This window comes from Pseudooceanicola nanhaiensis, assembly GCF_020171315.1.
Taxonomy (GTDB): domain Bacteria; phylum Pseudomonadota; class Alphaproteobacteria; order Rhodobacterales; family Rhodobacteraceae; genus Pseudooceanicola; species Pseudooceanicola nanhaiensis_A.
This window is the reverse complement of the sequence record NZ_JAIUZP010000012.1, coordinates 47797-68255: the sequence shown is the minus strand read 5'-3', so window position 1 is coordinate 68255 and position 20459 is coordinate 47797. Positions and strand designations below refer to the sequence as shown.

Here is a 20459-nt window from a genome sequence, read left to right as displayed (position 1 = left end):
ACGCGGGTTTGCCCGGCGGCAACACGGAACCGGCATGGGGCTGGATGGACAAAGGCCCGGCCCGCGATGCGGACCGGGCCACGCGCGCCATCCGGGAGGGACGCGCGGGTCGTCGGGGTCAGGCTATCGCGAGGGCCGGGCGCGCTGTGCGCAGGGCCGCCCCTCATTCGGGCCTTCGCGGGTCGTTAGCGGACGACCTGAACCACCGTCCGGTCCGCCGGGTTCACGATCGCCGGCACGCCGTTCATGTAGACGTAGGAATAATCGCTCTCCGGCACCGGCTGGAGGGTGACTTCCTGCGGCACGCCTGCGCCCACGACCACTTCACCGTTCAGGTAGACCGGCTGGGTCGGGTTCTGGCGAACATAGGTCGTCACCTCGTCACCGGGCTGCGAGGCGGAGCCCGCCACGGCACCGGCGATGGCGGCACCGGCCACGCCAATCGGGCCTGCGGCCAGCGAGGCGGCAAGTGCACCGGCTGCGGCACCGCCGACAAGCGCGCCTTCTTCCTTGGTGCCTTTCTTCTCGACCGTCTGAATGTCGAGCGCCTGACGGTTGTCATAGACCACCACGGGCTCGGGCGTGCCGCTCAGGGCTGCGGTCAGATAGGGGCTGTAGGCCCAGCCTTCCTGACCGTTGTAGCTGACCTCGCACCATTCGCCGGTGCCATAGCATTCGGTGATCGACACCGCGGACTGGTTCGGGATCACGCCGATGACGGCGGATTGCGTCGAGGGGCCTGCACGCAGGTTCAGGTCGGTGACGGCGGTCGCATCGGTGGCTGCGAAGGCTGCGGTGGTCGTCGCCAGAACGCCGGCGGTGGTGAGGGTAACGAGTTTACCGAACATGGGTGTCTCCTCTTCAGACAAGTCTTCGTTGGCTGGCCGGGGCCTCCTCGCCGCCGGCATCGTGGGGAGAGAACCGCGAGGGGCGAGGTCTGTTCCCCCCTTTTTCGGCGGGAAGGGCGCTCAGGCGGGGAGACGCTGACGGGAAGGGCGAAAACAGGCGGGAGTGCGCGCAGGCGAATTTTGCGTGGAACTTTAGGAGGTTCGGCTATGCGCTGCCGCGCGGCCCGCTAGAGCGGGGTAGATGGCCCTAGGTGCAGGGCCCGGCGGGCCGTGTCCGGACAGGAACAGGCAGGAAGGGGTCAGGCGGCAGGCCTGTAGCGGAGGAGGACCTCACATGTCGCGCCACAGGCCACGACGCCAAAGCAAAAGGGCCGCCCGGTTTCCCGGACGGCCCTTTCGGTGTCTCTCTGCGCCGCTCAGCGGACGCTGCCGAGCGAGCTTTCCAGCAGGTGCTTGGTATAGGCGTGGGTGGCGCTCAGCTTGCGCATGTTCTCCACGTCCAGTTCCTCGACGATCTCGCCGAACTGCATCACCGCGATCCGCTCGCACATGTGGCCGATCACGCCGAGGTCGTGGGAGACCATCAGGTAGGTCAGCCCGAACTCGGCCCGCAGGTCGGTCAGCAGGTTCAGGATCTCCGCCTGCACCGAGACGTCCAGCGCCGAGGTCGGCTCGTCCAGCAGCAGGATGCGCGGCTCGGGCGCCAGTGCCCGGGCGATGGCCACCCGCTGCCGCTGCCCGCCGGACAGCTGGTGCGGATAGCGGAAGCGGAACCCGCCGCCGAGGCCCACCTGCTCCAGCAGGCGGTTCACCCGGTCGTTCACGTCCTTGAAGCCGTGGAGCTTGAGCACTTCGCTCAGCACCTGGTCCACGGTCATGCGCGGATGCAGCGAGGCGTAGGGGTCCTGGAAGACCATCTGTACGGTCTTGTAGAAGGCCCCGTCCCGCTTGCGGCCCAGCACCTTGCCGTCGACCTCCATCCGACCGTCCCAGTCATCCACGAGGCCGACCAGCGTGCGCAGCACGGTGGACTTGCCCGACCCGGATTCGCCCACGAGGCCGAAGCTCTCGCCCTTGGCGATCTTGAGGGAGACGTTCTTGACCGCGTGGTTGCGGTCGTCGCCTTCGCCGAACCAGACGTTCAGCGCGTTGATGTCGATCGCACTCATAGCAGGGCACTCACCGATGGGGCCTCGCGCCACGCCGGATCGCGCGTCAGCACCTCCAGCCGCGGGCGGGGATGGACGAGATCGGGCACCGAGTTCAGCAGACCCTGGGTATAGGGATGCTTGGCCTCGTGCAGCTTGGAGGCCTCGCAGACCTCCACGATCCGCCCGGCATACATGATCACGACACGGTCGCAGAACTTGGAGACAAGGTTCAGGTCATGGCTGATAAAGATCAGCCCCATGCCCCGGTCCTTCACCAGCTTGTCCATGATCTCGAGCACCTGAAGCTGGACCGAGACGTCCAGCGCCGAGGTGGGTTCGTCCGCGATCAGGATCTCGGGGTTCGGGATCAGCATCATGGCAATCATGATCCGCTGCCCCATCCCGCCCGAGACCTCGTGCGGGTAGAGGCCCATGACACGCTCGGGATCGCGGATCGCCACGGCGTCCAGCATCTCCAGCGCGCGCTTGCGGGCTTCCGCTTGCGAGACCTTCTCGTGGGTGCGCAGGGCCTCGATGATCTGCTGGCCCACGGTCATCACCGGGTTCAGCGAATACTTCGGGTCCTGCATGATCATCGAGATATGGCGGCCCCGGATCTTGCGCATCGCCTTGTCGGAGGCGCCCAGCAGGTCGGTGCCGTTCATCTCCATCCGGTCGGCCTCGACCCGGCCCGGCTTGCGGATCAGCTGCAGCACCGCCCGCCCGGTCATGGACTTGCCCGAGCCGGACTCCCCCACGATGCCGAGGCGCTCGCGCCCCAGCGAGAAGGAGATGCCGCGCACCGCGTCGAAGACGCCGTTGCGGGTGGGGAATTTCACCCAGAGGTTTTCAACGTCCAGAAGATGGCTCATCGTCCGGCCTCCTTCGGGTCCAGCACATCGCGCAGACCGTCGCCCAGAAGGTTGAAGGCCAGCGAGATCGAGAAGATGGCGAGACCGGGGATCGTGGCGACCCACCAGTAGTCGAGGATGTACTTGCGCCCCTCGGCGATCATCGCGCCCCATTCCGGGCTCGGCGGCTGTGCGCCAAGGCCGAGGAAGCCGAGGCCCGCCGCGGTCAGGATGATGCCTGCCATGTCCAGCGTGACGCGGATGACGAGCGAGGAGATGCAGAGCGGCCAGATGTGGCGCGTGATGATCCGCACCGGGCCCGCGCCCTGCAGGCGCACCGCGTGGATGAAGTCCGAGTTGCGGATGGTCAGCGTCTCGGCCCGGGCGATCCGCGCATAGGGTGGCCATGCGGTGAGCGAGATCGCCAGCACGGCATTCTCGATCCCGGCGCCGAGCGCGGCCACGAAGGCCAGCGCAAGGATCAGCCGCGGGAAGGCGAGGAAGATGTCGGTGAACCGCATCAGGGTCACGTCGACCCAGCCGCCGGCATAGCCCGCGATGGTGCCCACGATCAGCCCCAGCAGCGGCGCCACGAGGGCCACCAGCAGCACGATGTAGATCGAGATACGGGCCCCGAAGAGCAGCCGCGAGTAGATGTCGCGGCCAAGGCTGTCGGTGCCGAAGATATGGCCGTCCGCGCCCGGCGGCTGAAGCCGGTTGCCGAGGTTCTGCACGAAGGGATCATGCGTCGCCAGCAGCGGCGCGAAGACCGCGCAGAGGATGATGAAGAGCAGGATGATCAGGCCGACCATCGCCAGCGTGTTGGACCGGAAGCGGAGCCAGCCGTTGAACCAGGCCGCCGCCCGCGCCTGCGCGCGAGAGGCGGGCACATCCGCCGTCAGCCAGGCACGCCAGCCGAGGGTCTCTTGGGGTTTTGCTGTGGGCTGTGTCATTTCGCCCTCGGATCGAAGAAGCGGTACAGCAGGTCGGAGAAGATGTTCAGCGCCACGAAGACCGTGCCGATGACCACCGTGCCGCCCAGCACCGAGTTCATGTCATTGGAAAGCAGCGAGGTGGTGATGTAGCTGCCGATGCCGGGCCATGCGAAGATGATCTCGGTCAGGACCGAGCCTTCGAGCAGGTTGGCGTAGGCCAGCGCGATCACCGTGATCAGCTGGATGGAGATGTTGCGGAACGCGTGTTTCCAGACCACGTCCCATTCGCTCAGGCCCTTGACCCGCGCGGTGGTGACGTATTCGGCGTTCAGCTGTTCCAGCATGAAGGACCGCGTCATCCGGCTGATGTAGGCCAGCGAGTAATAGCCCAGCAGGCAGGCCGGCAGGATGATGTGCGACAGCGCGTCCTTGAAGACGGTCCAGTCGCCCGCGATCATCGCGTCGAGCAGCAGCAGCCCGGTCCGGTCCGGCACGAGGCCCTGGTAGAAGACGCCCAGACGGCCCGGTCCCGCGACCCAGCCGAGGATACCGTAGAAGATCAGAAGACCCATCATGCCCAGCCAGAAGATCGGCATGGAATACCCGATGAGGCCGACGAAGCGCGAGATCTGGTCGATCCAGCTGCCGCGGTAGACCGCGGCCAGCACGCCCAGCGGAACGCCGAGGACGACGCCGATCAGCGTGCCCAGCGTGGCCAGTTCCAGCGTGGCGGGGAAGACCCGTGCGATGTCCTCGCTCACCTGCTTCCCGGTGCGGATCGAGGTGCCGAAGTCACCGTGGAGCACATCGGTCACATAGATGCCGAACTGCACCAGCAGCGGCTTGTCGAGCCCGAGCGCGAGGTAGGCCTCGTCGTATTGCGCCTGTGTGGCCCGTTCGCCGATGACGGCGAGAACCGGGTCGATCGGCATGACGCGCCCGATCATGAATGTCACGAAAAGAAGACCGAGCAGCGTGATCGCCACGGTCGCGAACGTGGTCAGCGTCTTGCGGAGCCACGAGGGGACGGGCAGCCTGCGCTGCCCGCCCTTCTGGGATGTTGTCTGTGCCACTATCTCTGCGACTTACTTGGTGATGACCCAGTAGGAGACGGCGGTGGTTGCCCCACCGGCCACGAAGTTCTCGACGCTCGACGCCATGGCGTTCTGTTCGATCTGCTGGAACATGACGCCGAAGGGGCTGACCTGCTGGAACTCCTTCTGAAGCGCGAGATACATCTCTTTCCGCTTCTCGGTGTCGTTCTCGACCACGGCGGCGAGGGTTTCTTCGCTCATCTCGGGGATGCCCCAGGCGTTCCGCCAGGCCAGCAGGCCGGTGGCGCCAGCCTCGTCGGAGTTGTCGGGGTTGTAGGCGAAGGTGCCCGCGTTGGTGTTGGGGTCGGGATAGTCCGGGCCCCATGCGCCGACGTAGATGTCGTGCTCACGCGCGCGGTAGCGGTCGAGGGTCTGGGCGCCGGTGCCGACGATCAGTTCCACGTTGATGCCGATCTGGCCCCAAGTGTTCTGCAGCGACTGCGCGATGTCGATCCGCTCCTGTGCTTCACGCACCGAGATCTTCAGGTCGAAGCCATCGGGATAGCCGCTTTCGGCCATCAGCGATTTCGCCTTCTCGATGTCGAAGGCGAAGGGCTTGTCTTCCAGCGCGCCGAGGAAGGTCAGCGGCAGGAAGGCCTGCTGGACGGTGTACTGCCCCTTGAGGAAGCTGTCCGCCATGCCCTTGTAATCGACGGCGTATTTCATCGCCTCGAGGACCTTGGGATCGGTCAGCGCCTCGACCTTCTGGTTCGCGGACCAGTACATCAGGCGGCCGCGCAGCTCGTCCACGACCTTGACGTCGGCGTTGCCTTCGAGGCCGGCCACGTCTTCGGGCGAGAGGTTGCGCGCGATGTCGATGTCACCGCGTTCCAGCTGCAGACGCTGGGTGGCGGATTCCTGGATGTGCTGCACGATCACCCGCTTCATCGCCGGCTCGTCGCCGCCGTAGTTCGGGTTCAGGTCCATCATGACCGACTCGTTCGGCTTCCAGTCCAGCACCTTGTAGGGGCCGGAACCGGCGGTGTTGGTGCGCAGCCACGCGTTGCCCATGTCGCCGTCGGTCTCGTTCGCCATGACGGTTTCGCTGTCGACGATGCCGCCGATGGTGGCGGTCAGGCAGTTCAGCACGAAGGACAGCGCGTATTGCTTGTCGAGCGTGATGACGAGGGTCTTGTCATCGGTCGCCTTGATCGTGTCCTCGACGTTGTCGGCGGTGAAGCCGAACTGGGTCAGGATGAACGAGGGGGTCTTGTTCAGCAGCACCGCGCGGCGCAGCGAGAATTCGGCGTCCTTGGCCGTCACCGGGTTGCCGGAGGCGAAGACATGGCCATCCGCCATGGTGAAGGTGATGGTCTTGCCATCCTCGGAGACGTCCCAGCTGGCGGCCAGCTGAGGCGCATAGCCCGCGTCGAGGTCGAGCGGGTCAAAGTTCACCAGCTTCTCGTAGACGTTGCGCGACACGTCGGCGCCCGCGAATTCGAAGCTTTCCGCCGGGTCGAAAGTCTTGATGTCGTCGATCCGGTTCGCGATCACCAGCATGTTCGGCGGCGTTTCCGCGAAGGCCGGCAGTGCGACGCTGCCGAGCAGCGTGGCGACCAGCGCCGCCTTGCCGAAATTGGTAAACGTTTTCATTGGTACTCTCCCTGTGGTTGGTCGGGTTATGGGTGAAACCTTGTCGGTTTTCTCATGCGCCCCAGGTTTTCCTAAGAACGCGCATCCAGTTGCCGTAGCAAAGCTTGTCCATCAGTGCCGCATCGACACCGTGGCTCCGCATCGCATCGCGCAGGGCAGGCAGCCCCGCGATGTCCTTGATCCCCTCCGGAATGGTGGCGCCGTCAAAGTCCGAGCCCATACCGACCCGGTCCTCGCCCAGCATTTTGATCAGATGGTCAAGATGCTGCATCATCACGTCAAGGGAAAAGTCGCCATCCATCTGGCCGTCCGGGCGCAGGAAGCCGGAGGCAAAGTTGATGCCCACCATTCCGTCGCTTTCCGCGATGACCGAAAGCTGCCGGTCTGTGAGGTTGCGGGCATGGGGGCAGATCGCCCAGGCGTTGGAGTGAGTCGCCACCAGCGGCGCATCCGACAGGGCCGCCACGTCGTCGAAGCCCTTTTCGTTCATATGCGACAGGTCCAGCATGATGCCGAGCGTGTTGCATTCCTTCACCAGCGCCTTGCCGGCCTCGGTCAGTCCGCCGCCGATGTCCGGCGAGGACGGGTAGCGGAAGGGCACGCCCTCGGCGAAGATCGTCGGGCGGCTCCAGACCGGGCCCAGCGACCGCAGGCCGCGGGCGTAAAGCTGGTGCAGCGCCTCCATGTCGGGGCCGATCGCCTCGGCGCCCTCGATGTGGCGCACGCAGGCCATGGCGTCGCCCGGCAGCGCGGCTTCCAGTTCGGCCACGGTGGTGCAGGTCTTAATGACACCCGCCGCTTCCAGCGCGTCGAAGTGATCGAAGCCCTTCAGCGTTTCGGTCAGCGCCATCTGCTGGTCCAACATCGCGGGCAGCGGCAGGTCGTATTCCGCCGCGCGCATCGCGTCCTTGGCCAGCGAATTGTCCGCCGGGCTGGGGACGAAGATGGCAAAGAAGCCCCCCGCGAACCCGCCCGCGCGGCTGCGCGGCAGGTCGATATGGCCGTCTTCGAGGCCCTCGGCGACCTGCGCGGCGGTGACCTTGCCGGTCAGCAGGCGCAGGACGAGGTCGTTGTGGCCGTCGAAGATGAGGGGGTGAGTGGCGTCGTTGGTCATTGTGTTAACTTTCACGTGATGGAGGAATGTGGCACCGGCCTTTTGACCGATGCAAAGATGACGTCGCGGCCCCGGGCCGTGTGACGTGCAGGAAAACCCTGATGTCGGGCCGGATCAGGTGGAAAAGCGGCGCGCGGCCGATCGAGACGGGGCGCGAGGCGGCGCGTGAAACGGGGCAGCATACGGCCCGGAGGCAGGCCTGCGCCCGGTTCCGGCGCTCCGTTCGCCCCAGTCGTCGCCGCGTCAGGGAGGCCGGCAAAGAGGATTGTCATGTGGTTCTCCTGCGCGGGGTCGATGGGACGGTCGCCGGGGCACGGGTCGCGGATCGGGGGACTCGCTGCGCGCCAGCCTATCTGCGCGGACTGCATTGCCAAGGGGGCCGGGCCAAAAAACATGCGAAAAGCATGCAACCGCGCCCGATCCGGGCAGGCGGTTTCCCTCTCGCCCCCTGCCCCGCAACCGGATAGAAGGCCCCATGACCCAGACCGCCACCGCCCCGACCGATTTCGAGATCTTCCTCTCCTGCCCGCCGGGGCTGGAGGCGCTTCTGCTCGACGAGGTGCGCGAGGCCGGGTTCAAGGGCGCCACGCAACTGCCCGGCGGTGTCACCTGCCGCGGCGGCTGGCCCGATGTCTGGCGCGCCAACCTCGAGCTGCGCGGCGCCAGCCGTGTGCTGGTGCGGATCGGCGAGTTCCGCGCCTTCCACCTTGCCCAGCTCGACAAGCGGTCGCGGAAATTCCCGTGGTCGGACGTGCTGCGCGCCGATGTGCCGCTGCGGGTCGAGACGACAACGCAGAAGTCCAAGATCTACCACGCCGGGGCCGCGACCCAGCGGATCGAGACCGCGCTGAAGGAAAGCCTCGGCGCGACGATCTCGCCCGAGGCGTCGCTGGTGCTGAAGGTGCGGATCGACGACAACCTCGTGACCTTCAGCGTCGACACCTCCGGCGAGGGGCTGCACAAGCGCGGCCACAAGACGGCGGTGGTGAAGGCGCCCATGCGCGAGACCATGGCCGCCCTGCTGCTGCGCGGCTGCGGCTATACCGGGGACGAGCCGGTGCTGGACCCGATGTGCGGCTCGGGCACCTTCCCGATCGAGGCGGCGGAAATCGCGCTTGGCCTGCAACCCGGCCGGGCCCGGCGCTTCGCCTTCGAGGACCTCGCCACCTATGACGCCGCTGCCTGCGAGGCCCTGCGCCGCAGCGGCCCGGCGCGCGAGACGGCGCAGATCTTCTACGGCTCCGACCGGGATCAGGGCGCGGTGCGCGCCTCCACCGCCAATGCGGAACGGGCGGGCGTGGCCGGGATCACCCGGTTCCATTGCGCGCCCCTCAGCGAGGTGCAGCGCCCCGACGGCCCGCCGGGCCTCGTCATGATCAACCCGCCCTACGGCACGCGGATCGGCAACCGGAAGATGCTCTTCGCGCTCCATGGCGCCATGGGCACGGTGCTGAAGGAACGGTTCAGCGGCTGGCGCGTGGGCATCGTGACCTCGGACGCGGGGCTGGCCAAGGCCACCGCCCTGCCCTTCCTGCCCACGCAGGCGCCGATTGCCCATGGCGGGCTGAAGGTCACGCTGTTCCTCACCGATCCCCTGCCCTGACGCCTGCCTGATCCGGGCCTGATCCGGGCGCGACCCGGGCCCCATCCGGCTCAATTCGGCCACGTCACAGCCCGACCGTTCAGCACTCCACCCCCGCCGCGTCCCGTGACGCCGCGTCACGGTTGCGACGGAAACCACCCCGCCGCGCGTGTCACGTCACGATGGAACCGGAACGCGGGGAAAGGCTGCCGGATGCCCAAATACTTGAAAATCGCGATCGTGCTGCTGCTTCTCGGGGGCGGCGGCTATGCCGTCTGGACCCAGTTTTTCAAGCCTGAGCCGCCGGCGCAGCTGACCACCGCGCCTGTCGCCCGGGGCACCGTCGAGGAAACCGTCCTTGCCTCCGGCATCATCGAGGCGCAGCAGCTGATCTCGGTCGGGGCGCGGGTCTCCGGTCAGGTCGATACGCTGGCCGTGACACTGGGCCAGCAGGTGCAGGAAGGCGACCTGATCGCCCAGATCGACAATCAGGACCAGCAGAACGACGTGCTGGAGGCCAAGGCGGACCTCGCCCAGATCGAGGCCCAGATCGCCGCGAACGAGGCCAACCTGCGCAAGGCGCAGCTGTTGCTGGAACGGGCCGAGAAGCTGCAGGCGCAGAACTACACTTCTCAGGTGGACGTGGAGAGCGCGACCGCCGACGTGCAGGTCTACAAGGCCGATCTCGCCGCGCTCGCCGCCCAGAAGGACAAGGCCGAGGTCACCGTCTCCACCGCGCAGATCGCGCTGGACCGCACCCGGATCACCGCGCCGATCACCGGCACCGTCGTGGCCATCGTGGTGAACGAGGGCCAGACGGTGAACGCCAACACCGATGCGCCCACGATCGTGAAGCTGGCCAACCTCGACCAGATGGTGGTGAAGGCCGAGATCTCGGAGGCCGACGTGGTCCATGTGCGCGCCGGTCAGGAGGTGCGCTTCACCATCCTCGGCGAGCCGGAGCAGCAGTTCACCGCCACCGTGCGCGACGTGGAGCCTGCCCCCTCCGAGATCAAGGACAGCGACACGATCTCGACCGACGAGGCGATCTATTACAACGGGCTCTTCGACGTGGAGAACCCGGACCATACCCTGCGGATCGGGATGACGACGCAGGTCTCCATCGTGCTGGACCGGGCGGAGGGCGTGCTGACCCTGCCCGCCGCCGCGCTGAAGGGCTCTGCCCGCAGCGGCTATACGGTGCAGGTGGTGGACTCGGCGACCGGCGCGCCGCGCAGCGTGGCGGTCGAGGTCGGGCTGAACAACAAGGTCACGGCGCAGATCACCTCTGGCCTTTCCGAGGGCGACCGCGTGGTGACCGGCGCGGCCGTGGCAGCGGCCAGCAGCACATCGTCGAGCCGCGGGGGCCCGCCCCCGATGGGGTTCTGACATGACCGATCCGCTGATTTCCGTCCGCGGCATCACCCGCAGCTTCCAGGCGGGATCGGAGACGATCACCGTGCTGCGCGACGTGGACCTCGACATTCATCCGGGCGAGCTGGTGGCGATCATCGGCGCCTCAGGCTCAGGCAAGTCGACGCTGATGAACATCCTCGGCTGTCTCGACCGCGCCACCAGCGGCACCTACCATTTCGACGGGCAGGATGTGTCCCGGCTGGAGCCCGACGAGCTGGCCCGGCTGCGGCGCGAGCATTTCGGCTTCATCTTCCAGCGCTACCAGCTGCTGCCCGATCTCGACGCCGTGGGCAACGTGGAGGTGCCCGCGATCTATGCCGGCGAGACCCGCGCCAGCCGCCGCGACCGCGCCGCCGACCTGTTGGCGCAACTGGGGCTGGAAAGCCGCCTCGACCACCGCCCCTCGGAGCTGTCGGGCGGCCAGCAGCAGCGGGTGTCCGTCGCGCGGGCGCTGATGAACGGCGGCGAGGTGATCCTCGCGGACGAGCCCACCGGCGCGCTCGACACCAAGTCGAGCGCCGAGTTGATCGCCCTGCTGCTGGACCTGAACGCCCGCGGCCACACGATCGTCATGGTGACCCACGACCCCGAGGTCGCCGCCCATGCCCATCGGGTGATCGAGATCAGCGACGGCCGCATCACCGCGGACACGCGCAAGAAGGCCGACGCCCCGGCCCAGCCCGAGCGCCTGCCCCAGCGGCCCCAGAAGACCGGCCCGATGGCCGGGCTGCTGCGCCTGAAGGAAGCCGCGACCATGTCGCTGCGCGCCATGCTGGCGCATCGGCTGCGCAGCTTCCTGACCATGCTGGGGATCATCATCGGCATCGCCTCGGTGGTGCTGGTGGTGGCGCTCGGCACCGGGAGCCAAGAGAAGATCCTCGAGGATATCTCCTCGCTCGGCACCAACACGATCACCGTCCGGGCGGGCAGCGGCTTCGGCGCACGGGGCGCCAGCCGGATCAAGACGCTGGTGCCGGCGGATGCGGATGCGCTGAGCCTTCAGGACTATGCGCTCGGCGTCTCGCCTGCGGTCTCCTCCTCGGCCTCGGTGATCTATGGCAATACCGAGGCCACGGCCACGATCAACGGGGTCAGCGGCGATTATTTCGACGTGCATTCCTACCAGACCGTCACCGGCAGCGTCTTCGACGCCGTGCTGGTGACCGACCGGGCGCAGGTCGCGGTGATCGACGAGGACACACGCGACACCTTCTTCGAAAGCGGGCAGGACCCGATCGGCGAGGTGCTCCTGCTGGGCCGGGTGCCGGTGCGGGTGATCGGGGTGGTGCGCTCCTCCGGGGCCAGCTTCGGCCCCTCCTCGCTGAACGTCTGGGTGCCCTATACCACCTCGATGTCGCGGATCACCGGGCAGGACAACGTGGACAGCATCGGCGTCCGGGTGTCGGACGATTACGACATGGCCACCGCGGAGGCGCAGATCGAGGCGCTGATGTTGCAGCGGCACGGGACCAAGGACTTCTTCCTGCAGAACTCCGACACGATCCGTGAGACGATCACCTCCACCACCCAGACCATGACGCTGCTGGTGGCGATGATCGCCGTGATCTCGCTGATCGTGGGCGGCATCGGGGTGATGAACATCATGCTGGTTTCGGTGACCGAGCGGACGAAGGAGATCGGCGTGCGCATCGCCATCGGCGCGCGGCGCTCGGACATCGTGAGCCAGTTCCTGATCGAGGCGGTGCTGGTCTGCCTCGTGGGCGGGGTGCTGGGGGTGCTGGCAGCACTTGCGGGCGGCGCGCTGGTGACCGAGCTCAACGCCGATCTGCGGCTCAGCTTCTCGCTGGTGGCGATGCTGGCGGCCTTCCTCTCCTCGACGCTGATCGGGGTGACCTTCGGCTTCCTGCCCGCCCGCTCGGCCGCGCAGCTCGACCCGGTGGAGGCGCTGAGCCGCGAGTGAGGCGCCCGCCGTTTCCTGCGCAGAAAACGGTCCGGCACCTGCGCATGTTCCGGTCAGGGACGCGGGCCGCCCGCCCGGGGCGCGGAAAATTATTCGAAGAATTTTCCCAAGATTTTTCGCAAAATCGAGGTTGCCCGACGGAGAGGGAAACGCAAATGGCCCCGGTTTCCCGGGGCCTTTTCCCTGTCCGTGAGGCGTGCCTCAGACGGCTTCCAGCGCGATGGCGATGCCTTGGCCCACGCCGATGCACATGCAGGCCAGCGCCCGCTTGCCGCCGTTCAGCTTCATCTCGAGCGCGGCGGTGCCGGTGATCCGGGCGCCCGACATGCCGAGCGGGTGGCCCAGCGCGATGGCGCCGCCGTTGGGGTTCACCCGGGCGTCATCGTCGGCCACGCCGAGGTCGCGCAGCGTGGCGAGCCCTTGGGAGGCGAAGGCCTCGTTCAGCTCGATCACGTCGAAGTCGTCGATCTTGAGGCCGAGGCGGGCCATCAGCTTCTTGGACGCGGGCGCGGGGCCGAAGCCCATGATCCGCGGCGCGACACCGGCGGTGGCCCCGCCGAGGACGCGGGCGATCGGGGTCAGCCCGTGGGTCTTGATCGCGGCTTCCGAGGCGAGGATCAGCGCGGCCGCGCCGTCGTTCACGCCCGAGGCGTTGCCCGCCGTGACCGACCCGCCTTCGCGGAAGGGCGTCGGCAGGGCGGCCAGTTTCTCCAGCGTGGTTTCGCGCGGATGCTCGTCCGTGGTGAAGACGATCGGGTCCTTGCGGCGCTGCGGGATGGTCACCGGGGTGATCTCCTTGGCCAGACGGCCCGAGGCGATGGCCGCGGCGGCCTTCTGCTGCGAGCGCAGGGCGAAGGCGTCCTGGTCTTCACGCGAGATGTTGAAGTCCTCGGCCACGTTCTCGCCCGTCTCGGGCATCGAATCCACGCCGTATTGCTTCTTCATCAGCGGGTTGACGAAGCGCCAGCCGATCGTGGTGTCGAAGACCTCGTTCGAGCGGCTGAAGGCGGTGGTGGCCTTGGGCATCACGAAGGGCGCGCGGGTCATGCTTTCGACACCGCCGGCCACGATCAGCTCGGCCTCGCCGGCCTTGATCGCGCGGGCGCCGGTGATGATCGCATCCATGCCGGAGCCGCAGAGCCGGTTGATCGTGCCGCCCGGCACGCTGTCGGGCAGGCCCGCCAGCAGCGAGGACATGCGCGCCACGTTGCGGTTGTCTTCACCAGCCTGGTTGGCGCAGCCGAAGAGCACCTCATCGACAGCGGTCCAGTCGAAGTCATGGGCCGCCATCAGGGCCTTGAGCGGGATCGCGCCAAGGTCATCGGCCCGCACCGGGGCCAGCGTGCCGCCGAAGCGGCCGATGGGGGTGCGGGTATAGGCGCAAATGTAAACGTCGGTCATCTTTCCTCCTCCTCAGAGTTCCGGCACGACGAGGTCGCCGACCTCGCCCTGGGTCTTCAGCGCGGCCCCGGTCACGGCCTGCAGCTCGTCGAAGCTGATCTGCGGCAGCTTCTCGCGCAGGACGAAATGGCCGTCCTCGATGTCGACCACGGCGAGCGAGGTGTAGACCCGGGTCACGCATTGCACGCCGGTCAGCGGGAAGGTGCAGGTCTCGACCAGCTTGGGGTCGCCGTTCTTGGTGACGTGATCGGTGATCACCGCCACGCGCTTGGCCCCGTGCACGAGGTCCATGGCCCCACCCACGGCGGGCACGCCCTTGTTGCCCACGCGCCAGTTGGCGAGGTCACCGGTCTGGGCCACCTGCAGCGCGCCGAGGATCGCCACGTCGAGGTGGCCACCGCGCACCATCGAGAAGCTGTCGGCGTGGTGGAAGAAGGCAGCACCCGGCTTCAGCGTCACGGCCTTCTTGCCGGCGTTGATCAGGTCCCAGTCCTCTTCGCCCGGTTTCGGCGCGGGGCCGAAGCCCAGCACACCGTTCTCGGAGTGGAACACCGGCTCGCGGCCCTCGACGGTGAATTGCGCCACCTTCTCCGGGAAGCCGATGCCAAGGTTCACATAGGCGCCGTCCTCGATGTCCTGCGCGGCACGCCAGGCGATCTGGTCGTTGGAAAGTTTGATATCGTCCATCATGCGTAGGTCGCTCCCGAACGGATCAGCAGCTCTTCCTGCTGCGGGTTCGGCACTTCGACGACGCGGTTGACGAAGATGCCGGGGGTGATCACCTGCTCGGCGTCGATCCCGCCGACCGGCACGATCTTGGACACCTGCGCGATGGTGGTGGTGGCCGCCATGCACATGATCGGGTTGAAGTTCCGCGCGGCCAGCCGATAGGTCAGGTTGCCCATGGCATCGCCCAGCTCGGCCTTGACCAGCGCGTAGTCGGCCTTGAGCCAGCGTTCCTGCACATAGGGCCGCCCGTCGAACTCATGGACAGGTTTGCCCTCGGCCAGTTCGGTCCCGTAGGAGGTCGGCGTGTAGAAGGCCGGGATCCCTGCGCCCGCGGCGCGGATACGCTCGGCCAGCGTGCCCTGCGGCACCAGTTCCAGCTCGATCTCGCCGGCGAGGTAGCGCTCGGTGAAGGCGCGCGGGTCCGACGACTTGGGGAAGGAGCAGATCATCTTCCGGACCATGCCGGCGTCGATCATCGCGGCGATCCCGATCCGGCCGGTGCCAGCGTTGTTGTTGATCACGGTCAGGTCCTTGGGACCGGCGTCGATCAGGGCGTGGATCAGCTCTACCGGCGCGCCGGAGCCGCCGAAGCCGCCGATCATGACCGTGGCGCCGTCGGGGATATCCGCGACGGTCTCCGCCAGGGTGGCGAGTGTCTTGTCCATGGCATTCTCCTCTGTCGCGGCCGCCCGGAAGGCCGCCGCAGCGGCATGTTGCTAGCCCCGTAACAGCCGTATGACCATCGCCCCCGTGCGCATATTGACATTTGTTCATACTGCGGCTTCGTTTGTGCGCATGGTGAACAAGTCGACCGATTTCATCGCCTCGCTGGCGAAAGGACTGCAGGTGATCGAGTGTTTCAGCGCCGATCACCCCCGGCTGTCTATCTCTGAGGCGGCCGAGTCGACGGGGCTCGACCGGGCCACGGCGCGGCGCTGCCTGCTGACGCTGCACCGGCTGGGCTATGCGGATTACGACGGCAAGTTCTTCCAGCTGACGCCCCGGGTGATGCGGCTGGGGATGGGGGCGCTGGCGGCCCTGCCCCTGCCCCATATCGTGCAGCCGTGGCTGGACCAGCTTTCGGACCAGATCGGGCAGTCGACCTCGGTCTCGATCCTCGACGAGACGGAGATCGTCTACCTCGCCCGTGCGGCGCAGCGCCGGGTGATGTCGATCGGCCTGATGCCCGGCTCGCGCCTGCCCGCCCATTGCACCTCGATGGGGCGCATCTTGTTGGCCGCCCTGCCCGAGGAGGAGGCCCGCGCAGTGATCGAACGCTCTGACCTCAGCCCGCGCACACCGCGCTCGCTCAGCGACCCGGAGGAGATCATGGCCCGATTGGCGCAGGTCCGCGCCGATGGCTATGCCGTCATCGACCAGGAGATCGAGCTGGGCCTGCGCTCTCTCGCGATCCCGCTCTACAACAGCGCGGGCCGCGTGGTGGCGGCGCTGAACACCGGCTTCGCGGCGACGCAGGACGGGCCGGAGACGGTGGTGGCAGAGTTCCTGCCGCCGCTGCTGAAGGTGCAATCGGGCCTGCGACGCATTCTGCCCTGACCTGCCGCAGGCGGCGGCAGGACGCCCCGGAAATCGGCAGCCACGCGCCGCGGCGCCGGCTTACGCCGCGTTGCGGCATTTTTCGTTACGCGTTTGCCACCGCGACGCGCGACACAGGACCTGTCTTTATCCAGTCCGGAGGTCCCCATGTTCTCTCTCGAAGGCCGCAAGGCGCTCATCGTCGGTATCGCGAACGACCAGTCCGTGGCCTGGGGCTGCGCCAAGGCGTTGAAGGAGGCCGGGGCCGAACTGGCCGTGACCTATCTCAACGCCAAGGCCGAACCCCATGTGCGCCCGCTGGCCGAGGCCCTTGGCGCCAAGGTCTTCGCCCCGCTCGACGTGACCGAAGAGGCGCAGATCGACGCGCTCTTCGACACGCTGACCGAGGAGTGGGGGCAGCTCGACATCCTGCTGCACTCCATCGCCTTCTGCCCCAAGGACGACCTGCATGGCCGCGTCACGGATTGTTCGCGCGGCGGGTTCCAGATGGCGATGGACATCTCCGTCGGCTCCTTCCTCCACCTCGTGCGCAAGTCAGAGCCGCTGATGACCTCCGGCGGCAGCTGCATGACGGTCAGCTACTACGGCGCCGAGAAGGTGGTGGAGAACTACAACGTCATGGGCCCGGTGAAGGCCGCGCTGGAATCCGTCACCAAGTACATGGCCGCCGAACTGGGTGAAAAAGGCATCCGGGTGAACGCCCTCTCCCCCGGGCCGCTTAAGACCCGCGCCGCCAGCGGCATCGGCCATTTCGATGACCTGCTGGCGAAGAACGCCGAGAAGGTGCCGATGCACCACCTCGCCACGCTGGAGGACGTGGGGGCCTATGCGGCCTTCCTGGCCTCCGACGGCGCGAAGACGATCACCGGCGACGTGCATTACATCGACGGCGGCTATCATATCGTTGGCTAACGTCGCGCGGCCCTGCCCCCGGATCGTTGCCCGGTAGCGGGGCGGGCCGCGTCCCGTGCGGCTGACCGCCTCAGACGGTCAACGCGCGGATGCCTGCGATCATCACCTCGGTGAAGGTGTCGAAGCTGTCATCCATCGGGCGTGTCGCGCCATTTTCCCACCGCAGGATGAAACTGCGGTTTTCCATGCGCGACCGCATCGCGTGGAGATGCGGATGACGCTCGGCATCGATCCCGCCGATCACTTCCTTCATCCGCCCGTCCCAGCCGTCGTCGGAACTGGAGGGCACGAGCGCGAATTCCTGCGAGACGAAGCCGACCATGCCGCCGATGACGCTGTTGTAGGCCTGCACCATCTTGTGGTCAGGCACGCCGGCCTCCTGCAGGCGGGTCAGCAGCGCCTCGATCATGTCGAGATTGCCCGAGACGTTGGAAATCAGCTGGCCGCCGATCAGCGGGGCCACGTTGGGATGGCGCGTGATGGCCGCCCGGAAGCGGTGCATGTAATCGCGCAGCCATTCCTCCCAGTGGGTGGCCGTCGCCGGAACGACACCCGCAAGCACCTCTGCCACCACTGCGCGCACAAGGTCGTGCCGCTTGGGATAATGCCAGTAGAGCGCCATGGGCGTTACGCCCAGACCCTTGGCCAGATGGCGCATCGAGAATGCCTCCAGCCCGTCGCTGTCAATCACCTCGATGGCTTTCGCCAGCACCTTCTCCGGTGACAGTTCTGCCCGTCCCGCGCGTTTGCGCCCCCCGGCCGTCGCGGCGTCTTCAACGCCAGTACCCATACCATCCGCCATGGAGCTCCCCCTTCATGGTCGCAATCGTCCCCGGCTTTGCACGTTATGGTCGCACCTGACGCGAGTCCAGCGCGACGTGGCGCTCTATGGCGTCGGAGAGACTTGCAGGAATGCTATACGCCGTATAACGATGAGGAAGTGCGCCCGTCACAGCCGAAGGTTCAACGATCCATGTGTGAGACCCCCGCATGACGCCCTCCCTGCCCAACAGCGCCCTTGGTCGCGCCTTCGCTCTGGCTGAGGGCCGCTACGAGGACAACCACCCGACCAGCCGCGCCCGTCTGGAGCAGGCCCGCGCGGTGATGCCCGGGGGCAATACGCGGTCCTCGCTCTGGTCCGGGCCCTTCCCGCTCTGCATCGCTTCCGGCACCGGCTGCCGCCTGACCGACGTGGATGGCCACAGCTTCGTCGATTTCCTTGGCGAGTTCACCGCGGGCATCTTCGGCCATTCCTCGCCCCTGCTGGCGCAGGCCGTGGCCGAGGCCCATGCCAAGGGCATCAACCTCTCCTCTCATACCGAGGCCGAGATCGGGCTGGCGGAACGCCTGGTGGCACGCTTCCCCTCGATGGACCTCTTGCGGTTCTGCAACTCGGGGACCGAGGCCAACCTGATGGCCGTGGCCCTTGCCAAGGCCGTCACGGGCCGGGGGCGTATCGTGGTCTTCGACGGCGGCTACCACGGCGGGCTGATGAGCTTTGGCGGCGGCGGATCGCCGGTCAACGCCCCGCACGACTGGCTGGTGCTGCCCTACAACGACGTCTCCGCGCTGGAGGCGGCCTTTGCTGCGCACACGGACATCGCCGCGCTGGTGGTGGAGCCGATGCTGGGCGCGGGCGGCTGCGCCCCGGGCACGCCTGCGTTCCTCGCGGCCGCGCGGCGCCTGACGGCCGAGGCCGGCGCCGTGCTGATCTTCGACGAGGTGCAGACAGCACGGATGGCCCGTGGCGGGATGCAGGACCGGCTGGGGATCACGCCGGACCTGACGGTCATCGGCAAGTTCTTCGGCGGCGGGCTGGCCTTCGGGGCCTTTGGCGGGCGGCGCGAGTTGATGGCCCGGTTCGATCCCGCCACGCCCGGCGCCCTGCCCCACGCAGGCACGTTCAACAACAACACGCTGACCATGTCGGCAGGGATCGCCGCCTGCGACCACCTGCTGACGGCTGAGGCGCTGGAGGCACTCTTTGACCGCGGCGAGGCCTTCCGCACCGCCCTGACGGAGCTGTTCACGCGCCATGCGGCGCCGTATCGTGTCTCGGGCCTCGGGTCGATCATGAACATCCACGGCGTCTCTGCCCAGCCGGAGCGGGCCGAGCTGCTGCGCCGCCTGCTCCAGTTCGAGATGCTGGAGGCAGGCTACTACTTCGCCGCACGCGGGCTCATTGCGCTGTCGCTGCCATTGGGTCAGGAAGAGACGCAGGGATTTCTTGCGGCGGCGGAGGCCTTCCTGCTGCGCCACCGCGACATGCTGACCGAGGAGGCCTGAGATGGCGCTGACCCGTTCCGACCTGACCGGCAAGGTCCAGACCGTCACCGGGCTGATCGACCCGGCGGACCTCGGTCAGGTGCTGATGCACGAACATCTCTTCATCGACCTGACGCCGCCGCATCTGGCGCAGGAGGACATGCGGCACGAGCCGCTCGACATGTGCAACTGCTTCCGGGCGCGCTACGGGCAGGAGTTCTTCTCGGACGAGTTCCGGATCGAGAGCGAGGACATCGTCGTCACCGAACTGGCGGAGATGAAGAAGGCAGGCGGGCGCACCGTGGTGGACCTGACCGTGGGCGGCCTCGGCCCCCGGCCAGCCATGCTGCGCTCTGTGTCGGAGCGCACGGGGCTGCCGATCATCATGGGCTCGGGCCACTACGTGAACGCCTATCAGGACGCGGCCAATGCCGAGCGTTCGGCCGAAAGCTTCGCCGAGGAGATCAGCGGGCAGATCCTCGACAGCGCATGGGGCGACAGCGCCCGGGCGGGCATCATCGGCGAGATCGGCTGCCAGACCCCCTGGACCGATCAGGAGAAGCGGGTGATGGAGGGCGCGCTTGCGGCGCAGGCGGCCACCGGGGCCGCGCTCAACGTCCACCCGGGGCGGATGAAGGACCAGCCGCAGGAGGTGGCCGCCTTCTGCGCCGCCCGGGGCGCGCCGATGGACCGCGTGATCCTCAGCCATATCGACCGGACGATCTTTGATGAAGACACGCTCTTCCGCCTCGCCGATACAGGCGTGGTGATCGAATACGATCTCTTCGGCTGGGAGACGACCTACTACTGGCCCAACCCGGACATCGACCTGCCCAACGACGGCGTGCGTCTGCAATGGCTGCGCAAGCTGATCGCGCGCGGGCACCTCGACCAGATCCTGATCAGCCACGACATCTGCACCAAGGGGCGGCTGGAGCGGTTCGGCGGGCATGGCTTCCAGCATATCTTTGCCAACGTCCTGCCGCTGATGCGGCGGCGCGGTTTCACCGAGGCGGAGATCACCCGGATCATGGTGGAAACGCCGCGCAGGCTGCTGACCTTCGTCTGACGCCCGGGCGCGTCGGAAGAC

The 20459-nt window shown here is 67.3% G+C and carries 18 protein-coding genes; 7 read left to right on the top strand and 11 right to left on the bottom strand.

Annotation, left to right across the window (positions count from 1 at the left end; genetic code table 11):
- Positions 1-185: 185 nt before the first annotated feature.
- From LCM32_RS18565 to LCM32_RS18535, 7 genes are all read right to left on the bottom strand, one after another.
- Entirely contained in the window at positions 186-848 is a 663-nt protein-coding gene (locus LCM32_RS18565) for a DUF1236 domain-containing protein (protein WP_224822587.1), read from the bottom strand.
- A gap of 416 nt (positions 849-1264) precedes the next feature.
- Positions 1265-2017, bottom strand: a complete 753-nt coding sequence (locus LCM32_RS18560; protein WP_224822586.1) for an ABC transporter ATP-binding protein — start codon at positions 2015-2017, stop codon at positions 1265-1267.
- Positions 2014-2871, bottom strand: a complete 858-nt coding sequence (locus tag LCM32_RS18555; RefSeq protein WP_222493475.1) for an ABC transporter ATP-binding protein — start codon at positions 2869-2871, stop codon at positions 2014-2016. The genes LCM32_RS18560 and LCM32_RS18555 overlap by 4 nt, the downstream gene beginning before the upstream one ends.
- Complete coding sequence (locus LCM32_RS18550; protein ID WP_224822585.1) at positions 2868-3803, bottom strand: ABC transporter permease; 936 nt, start codon at positions 3801-3803, stop codon at positions 2868-2870. The genes LCM32_RS18555 and LCM32_RS18550 overlap by 4 nt, the downstream gene beginning before the upstream one ends.
- Positions 3800-4819 carry an ABC transporter permease gene (locus LCM32_RS18545; protein ID WP_263618239.1) on the bottom strand — a complete coding sequence of 340 codons (1020 nt, stop codon included), beginning with the start codon at positions 4817-4819 and terminating at the stop codon, positions 3800-3802. Before LCM32_RS18545 ends, LCM32_RS18550 begins: the two co-directional genes overlap by 4 nt.
- Before the next feature lie 51 nt (positions 4820-4870).
- On the bottom strand, positions 4871-6472 hold the full coding sequence (locus LCM32_RS18540) for an ABC transporter substrate-binding protein (RefSeq protein WP_224822583.1): 1602 nt from the start codon (positions 6470-6472) through the stop codon (positions 4871-4873).
- Positions 6473-6524: 52 nt separating this feature from the next.
- Positions 6525-7586 carry a dipeptidase gene (locus LCM32_RS18535; RefSeq protein WP_224822582.1) on the bottom strand — a complete coding sequence of 354 codons (1062 nt, stop codon included), beginning with the start codon at positions 7584-7586 and terminating at the stop codon, positions 6525-6527.
- A 475-nt stretch (positions 7587-8061) separates the two neighbouring features.
- Between LCM32_RS18535 and LCM32_RS18530 the strand changes: the two genes are divergently transcribed.
- The 3 genes from LCM32_RS18530 to LCM32_RS18520 all read left to right on the top strand — a co-directional run bounded on the left by LCM32_RS18530 (position 8062) and on the right by LCM32_RS18520 (position 12505).
- Positions 8062-9189, top strand: a complete 1128-nt coding sequence (locus LCM32_RS18530) for a THUMP domain-containing class I SAM-dependent RNA methyltransferase (protein ID WP_224822581.1) — start codon at positions 8062-8064, stop codon at positions 9187-9189.
- 204 nt (positions 9190-9393) lie between these two features.
- Positions 9394-10557 (top strand): efflux RND transporter periplasmic adaptor subunit, encoded by a 1164-nt coding sequence (locus LCM32_RS18525; RefSeq protein WP_224822580.1) that lies wholly within the window; start codon positions 9394-9396, stop codon positions 10555-10557.
- Position 10558: 1 nt separating this feature from the next.
- Positions 10559-12505, top strand: coding sequence for a MacB family efflux pump subunit (locus LCM32_RS18520; RefSeq protein ID WP_224822579.1), 1947 nt, complete (start codon positions 10559-10561; stop codon positions 12503-12505).
- A gap of 201 nt (positions 12506-12706) precedes the next feature.
- Here the strand turns inward: LCM32_RS18520 and pcaF are convergent, their stop codons facing one another.
- The 3 genes from pcaF to LCM32_RS18505 are packed head-to-tail and all read right to left on the bottom strand — an operon-like array spanning position 12707 to position 15300.
- Positions 12707-13906, bottom strand: coding sequence for a 3-oxoadipyl-CoA thiolase (pcaF, locus tag LCM32_RS18515; RefSeq protein WP_224822578.1), 1200 nt, complete (start codon positions 13904-13906; stop codon positions 12707-12709).
- A 12-nt stretch (positions 13907-13918) separates the two neighbouring features.
- On the bottom strand, positions 13919-14593 hold the full coding sequence (locus LCM32_RS18510; RefSeq protein WP_224822663.1) for a 3-oxoacid CoA-transferase subunit B: 675 nt from the start codon (positions 14591-14593) through the stop codon (positions 13919-13921).
- Positions 14593-15300 carry a 3-oxoacid CoA-transferase subunit A gene (locus LCM32_RS18505; protein WP_224822577.1) on the bottom strand — a complete coding sequence of 236 codons (708 nt, stop codon included), beginning with the start codon at positions 15298-15300 and terminating at the stop codon, positions 14593-14595. The genes LCM32_RS18510 and LCM32_RS18505 overlap by 1 nt, the downstream gene beginning before the upstream one ends.
- Before the next feature lie 130 nt (positions 15301-15430).
- Here LCM32_RS18505 and LCM32_RS18500 point away from each other — a divergent pair, with 130 nt between their 5' ends.
- Together LCM32_RS18500 and fabI are read left to right on the top strand one after the other, a co-directional pair.
- Positions 15431-16192, top strand: a complete 762-nt coding sequence (locus LCM32_RS18500; RefSeq protein WP_224822576.1) for an IclR family transcriptional regulator — start codon at positions 15431-15433, stop codon at positions 16190-16192.
- Between the two features lie 147 nt (positions 16193-16339).
- A complete protein-coding gene (gene fabI / locus LCM32_RS18495; RefSeq protein WP_224822575.1) occupies positions 16340-17104 on the top strand; it encodes an enoyl-ACP reductase FabI in 765 nt (254 codons plus the stop codon).
- 70 nt (positions 17105-17174) lie between these two features.
- On the opposite strand, the gene LCM32_RS18490 is transcribed toward fabI, so the two are convergent.
- Complete coding sequence (locus tag LCM32_RS18490) at positions 17175-17894, bottom strand: TetR/AcrR family transcriptional regulator (RefSeq protein ID WP_224822574.1); 720 nt, start codon at positions 17892-17894, stop codon at positions 17175-17177.
- A gap of 200 nt (positions 17895-18094) precedes the next feature.
- Here LCM32_RS18490 and LCM32_RS18485 point away from each other — a divergent pair, with 200 nt between their 5' ends.
- Both LCM32_RS18485 and LCM32_RS18480 read left to right on the top strand, forming a co-directional pair.
- On the top strand, positions 18095-19390 hold the full coding sequence (locus LCM32_RS18485; protein ID WP_224822573.1) for an aspartate aminotransferase family protein: 1296 nt from the start codon (positions 18095-18097) through the stop codon (positions 19388-19390).
- Position 19391: 1 nt separating this feature from the next.
- Positions 19392-20438 (top strand): phosphotriesterase, encoded by a 1047-nt coding sequence (locus LCM32_RS18480; RefSeq protein ID WP_224822572.1) that lies wholly within the window; start codon positions 19392-19394, stop codon positions 20436-20438.
- Positions 20439-20459: the final 21 nt, after the last annotated feature.

Coding starts and splice junctions, on each gene's coding strand:
- LCM32_RS18565 (WP_224822587.1), bottom strand. CDS start 848: ATGTTCGGTAAACTCGTTACCCTCACCACCGCCGGCGTTCTGGCGACG.
- LCM32_RS18560 (WP_224822586.1), bottom strand. CDS start 2,017: ATGAGTGCGATCGACATCAACGCGCTGAACGTCTGGTTCGGCGAAGGC.
- LCM32_RS18555 (WP_222493475.1), bottom strand. CDS start 2,871: ATGAGCCATCTTCTGGACGTTGAAAACCTCTGGGTGAAATTCCCCACC.
- LCM32_RS18550 (WP_224822585.1), bottom strand. CDS start 3,803: ATGACACAGCCCACAGCAAAACCCCAAGAGACCCTCGGCTGGCGTGCC.
- LCM32_RS18540 (WP_224822583.1), bottom strand. CDS start 6,472: ATGAAAACGTTTACCAATTTCGGCAAGGCGGCGCTGGTCGCCACGCTG.
- LCM32_RS18535 (WP_224822582.1), bottom strand. CDS start 7,586: ATGACCAACGACGCCACTCACCCCCTCATCTTCGACGGCCACAACGAC.
- LCM32_RS18530 (WP_224822581.1), top strand. CDS start 8,062: ATGACCCAGACCGCCACCGCCCCGACCGATTTCGAGATCTTCCTCTCC.
- LCM32_RS18520 (WP_224822579.1), top strand. CDS start 10,559: ATGACCGATCCGCTGATTTCCGTCCGCGGCATCACCCGCAGCTTCCAG.
- pcaF (WP_224822578.1), bottom strand. CDS start 13,906: ATGACCGACGTTTACATTTGCGCCTATACCCGCACCCCCATCGGCCGC.
- LCM32_RS18510 (WP_224822663.1), bottom strand. CDS start 14,593: ATGGACGATATCAAACTTTCCAACGACCAGATCGCCTGGCGTGCCGCG.
- LCM32_RS18505 (WP_224822577.1), bottom strand. CDS start 15,300: ATGGACAAGACACTCGCCACCCTGGCGGAGACCGTCGCGGATATCCCC.
- LCM32_RS18500 (WP_224822576.1), top strand. CDS start 15,431: ATGGTGAACAAGTCGACCGATTTCATCGCCTCGCTGGCGAAAGGACTG.
- fabI (WP_224822575.1), top strand. CDS start 16,340: ATGTTCTCTCTCGAAGGCCGCAAGGCGCTCATCGTCGGTATCGCGAAC.
- LCM32_RS18490 (WP_224822574.1), bottom strand. CDS start 17,894: ATGGGTACTGGCGTTGAAGACGCCGCGACGGCCGGGGGGCGCAAACGC.
- LCM32_RS18485 (WP_224822573.1), top strand. CDS start 18,095: ATGACGCCCTCCCTGCCCAACAGCGCCCTTGGTCGCGCCTTCGCTCTG.
- LCM32_RS18480 (WP_224822572.1), top strand. CDS start 19,392: ATGGCGCTGACCCGTTCCGACCTGACCGGCAAGGTCCAGACCGTCACC.